This window comes from Janthinobacterium sp. GW821-FHT03C08, from assembly GCF_059420905.1.
This window is the reverse complement of the sequence record NZ_JBWKUP010000033.1, coordinates 9,781-18,993: the sequence shown is the minus strand read 5'-3', so window position 1 is coordinate 18,993 and position 9,213 is coordinate 9,781. Positions and strand designations below refer to the sequence as shown.

Annotated in this window: 5 protein-coding genes; 4 read left to right on the top strand and 1 reads right to left on the bottom strand. The window is 64.6% G+C overall.

Annotated elements, in window-relative coordinates; genetic code table 11:
• Positions 1-274 precede the first annotated feature (274 nt).
• Together pta and AC07VL_RS27560 are read left to right on the top strand one after the other, a co-directional pair.
• Positions 275-1,276, top strand: coding sequence for a phosphate acetyltransferase (gene pta, locus AC07VL_RS27565; protein ID WP_494808678.1), 1,002 nt, complete (start codon positions 275-277; stop codon positions 1,274-1,276).
• Between the two features lies 1 nt (position 1,277).
• Positions 1,278-2,039 (top strand): TSUP family transporter, encoded by a 762-nt coding sequence (locus AC07VL_RS27560; RefSeq protein WP_494808677.1) that lies wholly within the window; start codon positions 1,278-1,280, stop codon positions 2,037-2,039.
• Between the two features lie 10 nt (positions 2,040-2,049).
• Here the strand turns inward: AC07VL_RS27560 and AC07VL_RS27555 are convergent, their stop codons facing one another.
• Positions 2,050-2,733, bottom strand: a complete 684-nt coding sequence (locus AC07VL_RS27555; protein ID WP_494808676.1) for a response regulator transcription factor — start codon at positions 2,731-2,733, stop codon at positions 2,050-2,052.
• An 81-nt stretch (positions 2,734-2,814) separates the two neighbouring features.
• On the opposite strand from AC07VL_RS27555, the gene AC07VL_RS27550 reads away from it, so the two are divergent.
• Positions 2,815-4,821: a sensor histidine kinase gene (locus AC07VL_RS27550; RefSeq protein ID WP_494808675.1), complete on the top strand. Its 2,007-nt coding sequence runs from the start codon at positions 2,815-2,817 to the stop codon at positions 4,819-4,821.
• Positions 4,822-5,092: 271 nt separating this feature from the next.
• Positions 5,093-9,213, top strand: a 4,121-nt coding sequence (locus AC07VL_RS27545; RefSeq protein ID WP_494808674.1) for an MBG domain-containing protein, incomplete at its 3' end; no start/stop codon positions are given.

Here is a 9,213-nt window from a genome sequence, read left to right as displayed (position 1 = left end):
CTGGAAGACGTGGGTCCGGCCTTGAAAAAGGCGATCGACATGCAGATGAATGAAGGCAAGACGACCATCATCGAAATTATGTGCACGCGCGAGCTGGGCGACCCGTTCCGCCGCGATGCGCTGAGCAAACCGATCCGTCACCTGGACAAGTACAAAGACTACGTGTAATCAGTCAGTTCGATCCTTGTATGACCCCGGCTTGCCGGGTTTTGTGTGCCGGAACTATCTTCATGCTTGCATGGTTCCGGCATTTTTTTACCGAATTGGAGTACCCATGAAAGCCCTGCACCGCATCATCGCCCAAGCCCGGGCCGTGCCGAAACATATCGTCCTGTGCGAGGGCGACGACGTGCGCGTGCTGCGCGCGGCCGTGCGGGCCGCCAGCGAAGGCCTGGCGCGCATCACCATCGTCGGCCAGCCGGCCGCCATCCTGGCGCTGGCGCGGGAGCACGCGCTGGACCTCGATAGCGTACGCCTGGTCGACCCGGCCACTTCCAGCGAGTCGGAACACTATGCCCAGCAATTGTTTGTGCTGCGTCAAGCCAAGGGCATGACGGTGGAGCAGGCGCGCAGCGCCGTGCAAGCCCCGCTGTGCTATGCCAACCTGATGGTGCGCCTGGGCGACGCGGACGGCTGCGTGGCGGGGGCCGTGCACACGACGGCCGACGTGGTGCGCAGCGCCATCCAGATCATCGGCGTCGACCCGGCCTTCAAGCTGGTGTCGAGCTTTTTCCTGATGATGCTGTGCGAACCGTTTCACAGCCTGAAAGGCGGTTTTATCTTTTCCGACTGCGCCCTGGTGGTGGACCCGAAAGCCGAGGAATTGGCCGACATCGCCATGGCCGCCGCCGACAGCGCGCAAGCCTTGCTGATGGAAGAGCCGCGGGTGGCCATGCTGTCGTTTTCCACCAGCGGCAGCGCCCATCACGCGGCCGTCGACAAGGTGCATGCGGCTACGGACCGGGTCAAGGCCCAGCGTCCGCTGCTGGCCATCGATGGCGACGTGCAGCTCGACGCGGCCATCGTGGCCGAAATTTCGCAGAGAAAAGTCAAGGATTCCGTCGTCAACGGCCGCGCCAACGTGCTGGTGTTCCCCAACCTGGATGCGGGCAATATCGGCTACAAGCTGGCCGAACGCATGGGCGGCGCCGTCGCCATCGGTCCCTTGCTGCAGGGCTTGAAGAAACCGGCCAACGACCTGTCGCGGGGATGCAGCGCCGACGACGTGTACAACGTCATTGCGGTCACGGCCGTGCAGGCCCAGGGTGGGCGCTGAGTTGTTCAGCCTGCCTGTGCTGGCGCTGCTGGGCGTGGTGGCGGCGGGCACGTATTTCCAGACCGTCACGGGCTTTGGCCTGGGCATGATCGTCATGGGCGTGGCTAGCGGACTGGGCCTGGCGCCCGTGCCCGCGCTGGCGGCCCTCGTCAGTCTGTTGTCCCTGGCCAATTGCCTGGTAGCCTTGCCGGGCGCCTTGCACCACCTGGACTGGCGCGCCATTCGCGCCGCCAGCATCGGTTTGCTGCCGGCCATGGCGGCCGGCGTCTTGCTATTGGGATACTTGGACCAGGCGTATGCGCCCCTGCTGAAACTGCTGCTCGGCGCGGCCATCGTGTATGGCGGCATCAGCATCCTGCTGCAGGCGCCGCCGGGACCGGGCGCGGCCGACAAGCGCAGCTTCTTCATCAGCGGCGTGTGCGGCGGCCTGTTCTCGGGCCTGTTTTCGCTGGCGGGACCGCCCCTCGTGTATCAGTTTTACCGCCAGGAAATGAGCCTGATCACCATCCGCTACAGCCTGATCTTTTTGTTCGCCATCAGCGCGGGCGGGCGCTCGCTGATGGCGGGCAGCCAGGGCCAGCTCGATGGGAAAGTTTTGCTGCTGTGTATGCTAGCCTTGCCCGTCGGCGTGCTGGCCACCATGGCGGGCAAGCGCTACCCGCCGCCCATCGCCCAGCGCGGCATGCGCCGCATCGCGTTTGCCGTGCTGACCCTGATCGGCCTTTCGCTGATGGTGGCGGCCGTGCCGCAACTGCTGGCCTAGGGAGGCAGGTTCAGGGCCGGACGGCCGCGTTGGCAAAGAAGCGGTAGCCGGCATTGCGCGCCGTGTTGACGGGCAAGGGCAGGCCCGTGGCTTGCTCGGTCTTGCGGCGCAGGCGGCGGATCTGCGTGTCGAGGCGGCGCTGGTCGTAGTCGAGAAAGTCCTCGCCCAGCGACTGGACGATCTGCTGCCGGCTGACGATGCGCTCCGGCTCGGCCATCAGCACCTGCAGCACGGTGGTATCTTGTTGCGATAATGCAATGGCGCTGCAGCCTGGCGGCACCAGGCGGCGCGGCCCCAGTTCCAGTATCCACGTCGGCGCGGCTGCCGGTTCGCCCAGTCGCCGCTGCAAGCTGCCCAGGGTGGCCGCCAGTTCTTCCAGGTCGGTGTGCTTGGGCAGGTAATGGTCGGCGCCGCCGGTCAGTCCGCTGACCTTGTCCTGCGTGGCGCCGCGCGCGGTAAACACGACAATGCCGAGCTGGCGGCCCTGGGCGCGCAGCGCGCGCACCAGTGCCATGCCATCGCCATCGGGCAAGCCCAGGTCGATGATGGCGATATGGTGCAGGGTGGGGATATAGCTGGCATGGAAGCTGGCCAAGTCGGCGACGGCGCTGACCCGGTAGCCGCAGTCGCCGAGAAATTCGGTCAGTTCCTGCCGCAGCACGGCTTCGTCTTCAAGCAAAATAAGGTTCAACATGGCGCAAGGATAACCGATCGTCTGCCTGGCGTGAAGGCGGCCTGTCGCTTCCTTGATATGGCTGTGGTAAGCTGCCGCGCCATGCGTTTCCTGCTTGCCATTTTCCTCCTTTTCACCGCCCTGCATCCGCTTGCCGCGCGCGCCGCGCCGCCGCCGGCGCCGCTGCTGCTGCCCGACACTGGCCAACAGGTGTCGGCCAGCGGCCACATGCTGCTGTTGCGTGATCCGCGCGGCGAACTGGGGCCTGCCGCGGCATTGGCGTCGCCCGGCTGGCGCGCCTTGCCCGGTGCCGTCAGTGCCGGCTATACGGACGACGTCCTCTGGCTGCTGCTCGATGTGCGGCGCGCGGCGGATGCGCCCGATGATTGGGTGTTGCGTTTTAGCAACGCCGTGCTCGACAGCGTGCGCCTGTACCGGCTGGACGGCGAGGGTCACTGGAGCCTGCAGGAAGCGGGCGCCGCCATCGCGCGCGACGACTGGCCCGTCGATGCGCGCCAGGTCGTCTTTCCGCTGCGCCTCAATGCGGGCACGAGCGAACGCTGGCTCGTGCGCCTGCACAGCAAGAAATCCATGTCGACCGAGCTGAGCGTGTGGCCGCGCTCCGCGTTTGACGAATCCTCGCGCCGCGAATACCTGTACTACGGCTTGCAGTTCGGCACTTATTTATTGCTGATCCTGTTTCACATTTTCTTCTGGCGCATGACGCGCGAAGCCCAGAGCGGCTGGTATCTGCTGTATGTGTGCACGAGCGCGACGACGGAAGCGTTCACGATCGCCATTCCCCAGCAGATTTTCGCCATGCCGAACTGGCTGTCCGATCCCATCGTGGGCATGTCGCTGTGCATGTCGCTGGCCGTCGGCACGCGCTTTTCTTCCCTGCAGCTGGAATTGCCGGAACTGTTGCCCCGCGTGACGCGCTGGCTGGCGTGGATTTCCTGCGTGGTGGCCGTGGCCGGCGCTTGCCTGGTGCTGCGCGGAAAATATGGCACCGGCGTGCTCGCCGTGCAGTACACGGCGCTGCCCCTGATCGTGTTCTTTATCAGCACGGCGAGCTGGCTGTCATGGCGCGGCCACCGCAGCGCGCGCGCCTTCCTGCTGATTTTCGGCATTTTTTATGCCGGTGCCATCATCAGTTTCCTGCGCAATATGGGCGTGCTGCCGCCCAACTTCTGGACCAACCATGCGGCCACCCTGGGCGCGTTCGTGCACATGATGCTGATGAGCTTGCGCCTCAACCGCCGCTATGCCGACCTGCGCCGGGCCAAGGACCTGGCGCAGGCGGAAGCCGTGCGGGCCGTGCGCGCCCTCAATGAGCGGCTGGAAGAGCAGGTGCTGCTGCGCACGGCCGCCCTGCAGCAGGAGATCGGCCGGCGCGCGGCGCTGGAAGGCGAGTTGCGCGAGGCGCTGGCAGTGGAAACGCGCACGCGCGAAGAGCAGCAGGATTTCGTTGCCATGGTGTCCCATGAATTCCATACGCCCTTGGCCATCATCAATACGACGGCCCAGCAGATCGCCCGCAATCCCGCTGCCGTGTGGGAAAAAACCTTGCAGCGCTGCCAGAACTTGCGCGAGGCCAGCGGCCGCATGACGGCGCTCGTCGATGAATATCTGAGCGCGGACCGGATGGAAACGAGCGCGGCCACCTTCCGTCCCCAGTCCTGCGACCCGCGCAAGCTGATCGGCGCGGTGCTGGCCGAGTGGCCGGAAGGCAGGGTGGAAGCGCGCTGGGGCGTCTTGCCGGCGCAGCTGCAATGCGACCCGGGCCTGCTGCGCGTGGCCTTGCGCAACCTGCTCAGCAACGCGGACCGCCACGCGCCGCAGGTGTCGGCCATATGCGTGCAGGCCACGATGCACGGCGATGCTTGCCTGCAAGTGACCGTCAGCAACGAGGGCGACCCCTTGCCCGCCGATGAAATCCCGCGCCTGTTCCAGAAATACTTCCGTGGCCGTATCGCGCAGCACAAGCCCGGTGCCGGACTGGGCCTGTATCTGGTGCAGCGCATTGCGGAGCTGCATGGCGGCAAGGTCATGCTCGACAGTGCGGGCATGGATGGCGTGATCAGTTTTTCATTGCAACTACCCGCCTAGACGGCCGGTATTCCCGACTGATTCAGTCGGGAATCGCTCAGGTTTGCTCACTTATAAATCCGCAATGTTTGTTACATTTTCTCCAAGGAAATTTTTGTGTCTTTTGGCTACGAATGTGTAGTGAAAGGCAACAGGGATGGAGCGAGGAAAACGGTCGCCTGCGTCTGATGCGCATGCACGGCCGAGATTGTCATTTGCACTGCCCCTTGCGCTGAAGCGGACGAGGCGGAGCAGGGCGCTCCCTGTAACAACACCAACAAGGATAGACAGCATGCATCGCCACGGATCACTGAATCACATTTACCGGCTCGTCTGGAGCCACGTCCTGAACGCCTGGGTCGCCGTTGCCGAGACTTCGCGCGGCCGTGGCAAGGGCGGCCGCCGCAAGCTGGCCGCCGCCGCGGCCGCCATGGCGGCGCTGGCGCTGGGCGGACCGGCCTGTGCCGGACCCACTGGCGGGCAGGTGGTGGCCGGCACGGCCACCATCACGCAGTCCGGCACGACGACGACGGTCCAGCAGATGAGCCAGCAGGCGTCGCTGAACTGGGCCAGCTTCAATGTGGGCAGCAAGGAAACCGTCAATTTCGTCCAGCCTTCGTCGTCCGCGCTGGCCGTCAACCGCATTCTTGACAGCAACGGTTCGCAGATCCTCGGGCGCGTGAATGCCAACGGCCAGGTTTACCTGATCAATCCGAACGGCATCCTGTTCGGCCGCACGGCCCAGGTCAACGTGGGCGGCCTCGTCGCTTCGACCCTGGATATCGACAATGCCAGCCTGGGCGGCAGCAAGCATGTGTTCAACGGCAAGGGGGGCGGCAGCATCGTCAACGAAGGCACGATCCGCGCGGCCGACGGCGGCTACGTGGCCCTGATTTCCGCCCGCATCAGCAACAGCGGCAGCATCGCGGCCCATGCGGGCAGCGTGCTGATGGGCGCGGGCAGCCAGGTCACCCTGGACCTGGGCGGCCCCGTCAAGCTGCAGGTGACGCAGGGTGCGCTCGATACCCTGATCGAAAATGGCGGCGCCATCCGCGCCGATGGCGGCCAGGTCTATCTGACGGCCAAGGCGGCGGGCGCCCTGGCTTCCAGCGTCATCAACAACACGGGCGTGATCGAGGCGCATACCCTGTCCACCGGGGAAAAAGGCCAGATCGTGCTGCTCGGCGACATGCAGCAGGGCAGCGTTCACGTGGCCGGCGTGCTCGATGCCAGCGCCCCCCAAGGCGGCGATGGCGGCTTCATCGAAACCAGCGCCAACCATGTGGACATCGGCGCCGCGCGCGTCACCACGGCCGCGGCCGGCGGCAGGACGGGCGACTGGCTGATCGACCCGAATGACTTCACGGTGGCGGCCAGCGGCGGCAATATGACGGGCGCGGCCGTCTCCAGCGCCCTGGCCAGCAACAATTTCACCATCATGACCACCAGCATGGGCACGGCGGGCGGCAATGGCGACATCCACGTGAACGACGCCATCAGCTGGTCGGCCAACAAGCTGACCCTGGCCGCCGAGCGCAACATCAACATCAATGCCAACCTGAACGCGACGGGCAGCGCCTCCCTGGCCTACCAGTATGGCCAGGCCACGGCCGATGGCGCTGGCAGCGGCTACAAGGTGGCGGCCGGCGTGGCCGTCAACATCCCCACCGCCAGCGCCTTTACCTGGAAGAAGGGCAGTGCTGGCGCCGTGAAAAACCTGGTGCTCGATAATGGCAATGTGCGCTTTGGCAATGGCCAGGAAGATTCCTTTACCACCGACGGGCTGTTAAAAACGCCATATTATTTCGACAACACCACTCCCGGCCGCAATGCCTGGTACCAGCTGACCCTGGGCCGCCCGTTCGAGTTTGCCGTGGCCGCTGGTGGCAATGGCAGCAATGCGTGGAATAACAGCGGGCAGGTCCTCGTCGCCGAGGGCATCGGGGGCGGTTTCCCCGGCATGAATACGGGCGGCAGTTACTCCACGGCATTGAGCAACCGTTCCCTGAATATCGCCGGCTACCAGGAAGGCATGGGATCGGTCGTGACGACGGGGACCCTCAATTTCAGCACCCTGAACCAGTCGGCCAGCATCGCGCACACGTATACCTTGAAGGCGGGCGATGCCTTCGTCAACATGGACAGCCGGCTCACCAACTTGAGCAACACGCCGCTGACGAACGTCCGCATGTGGCTGGGCACGGGCGATGACTACATCGGCAATTCGGACGCCAACTTCAAGATCAAGGGCAATATCGTGTCCGGTGCATTTGCACAATTGACCGATAGCAAGGCCAGTTCCAATGCCCTCATGGTAACGGAAACCAACAGCACGACGAGCGGCTCGGCCATCCTGTTCTATTCCACGACGCCTGGCGTGGATACCGTTCACAGCTATTGCTGTTCGTTCTCCAACGCCATCAACCAGGATCCGCGCGGCACGGCCGTCGCTTCCGGCCGGACGGACGGCAGCTATGCCATGTTCCTGCGCGCGGCCGACCTGGCGCCGGGCCAGTCCGGCGGCCTGTCCGTGTACTACGCGGCGGCGCCCGTGGCGCAATTGAAGGATGCCATTGTTTCCGTCGACAATGCGGCGGGGAACGCTTCCAAGCCCGTGTACATCCGCTTGACGCCAGGCACCAGCGTGTATGGCGACTTGCCCGTCTTTAACTATGCGCTGTACGACGCCCTGAGCGGCGGCACGCTGATTACCGATGCCAGCGCGAGCGGCACAGTTTCGTGGCTGGGGGCGCCCACGGCCATGTCGTCGGCAGGTGTCTACACGATCAGCTATGACACGGGGCTGGTGCTGGGCAAGACGGGCTATACCCTGACGCCGGGTGGACCCGTCTACTGGACGGTCACGCCCCGTCCGCTGAACGTGGCCGTGACGAAGACCTACGACGGCAGCGCTACCTTCAATGCCGGCTTTGTCTTGTCGGGGCTGGTCAATGGCGACCACGCCCCAACGGTCGCCGGTTCGGCCACTGTCGGCAGCCGCAATGCCGGCCGCTACAGCAGTTTCGATTCCAGCACATTGAGCTTGTCAAACAGTAATTATGTGCTGAACGCCAGCAACGTCAGCGCGAATATCGACCCCCGCCCCATCACGGTGACGGCGGACGCGAAGAGCAAGGTGTATGGCAACGTCGACCCCAGCCTGACGTATCAGGTGACGCAAGGCAATCTGGTGGCAGGCGACAGCCTGGCGGGCGTGCTGCGCCGCACGGCCGGTGAAAACGTGGGCAGCTATACGATCGATGCTTCCGCCCTGGTGAACGGCAATTATCTGATTACCGCGCAAAACGGTGCCTTGAGCATCGATGCACGCCCCATCACGGTAACGGCGGACGCGAAGAGCAAGGTCTATGGCAACGTCGACCCAAGCCTCACGTATCAGGTTACACAAGGCAATCTGGTGTCGGGCGACAGCCTGGCCGGCGTCCTGCGCCGCACGGCCGGTGAAAACGTGGGCAGCTACACGATCGACGCCTCTGGCCTGGCCAACGGCAATTATCTGATCACGGCACAAAACGGCGCCTTGACCATCGATGCGCGTCCCATCACGGTGACGGCGGACGCGAAGAGCAAGGTCTACGGCAACGTCGACCCAAGCCTGACGTACCAGGTCACGCAAGGCAATCTGGTGGCTGGCGACAGTCTGAACGGTGCCCTGCGCCGCACGGCCGGTGAAAACGTGGGCAGCTACACGATTGATGCGTCCGCCTTGGCCAACGGCAACTACGTGGTGACGGCACAGAACGGCAGCTTGACCATCGATGCGCGCCCCATCACGGTAACGGCGGACGCGAAGAGCAAGGTGTATGGCAACGTCGATCCGGGCCTGACGTATCAGGTCACGCAAGGCAATCTGGTGGCCGGCGACAGCCTGAATGGTGCCCTGCGCCGCACGGCGGGCGAGAACGTGGGCAGCTATACGATCGACGCTTCCGCCCTGGCCAACGGCAACTATGTGATCACCGCGCAAAACGGTGCCTTGACCATCGATGCACGCCCCATCACGGTGACGGCGGACGCGAAGAGCAAGGTCTACGGCAACGTTGACCCTGGCCTGACGTATCAGGTCACGCAAGGCAATCTGGTGGCGGGCGACAGCCTGAATGGTGCCCTGCGCCGCGCTGCGGGCGAAAACGTGGGCAGCTACACGATCGATGCCTCCGCCCTGGCCAACGGCAACTATGTGGTGACGGCACAAAACGGTGCCTTGACCATCGATGCGCGCCCCATCACGGTGACGGCCGATGCGAAGAGCAAGGTGTATGGCAACGTCGACCCTGGCCTCACGTATCAAGTGACGCAAGGCAATCTGGTGGCAGGCGACAGCCTGGCGGGCGTGCTGCGCCGCACGGCCGGTGAAAACGTGGGTAGCTATACGATCGACGCCTCCGCCCT

Excerpts from the sequence above, each read along its gene's own strand:
- AC07VL_RS27555 (WP_494808676.1), bottom strand. The coding sequence starts at position 2,733 with ATGTTGAACCTTATTTTGCTTGAAGACGAAGCCGTGCTGCGGCAGGAA.
- pta (WP_494808678.1), top strand. The coding sequence starts at position 275 with ATGAAAGCCCTGCACCGCATCATCGCCCAAGCCCGGGCCGTGCCGAAA.
- AC07VL_RS27550 (WP_494808675.1), top strand. The coding sequence starts at position 2,815 with ATGCGTTTCCTGCTTGCCATTTTCCTCCTTTTCACCGCCCTGCATCCG.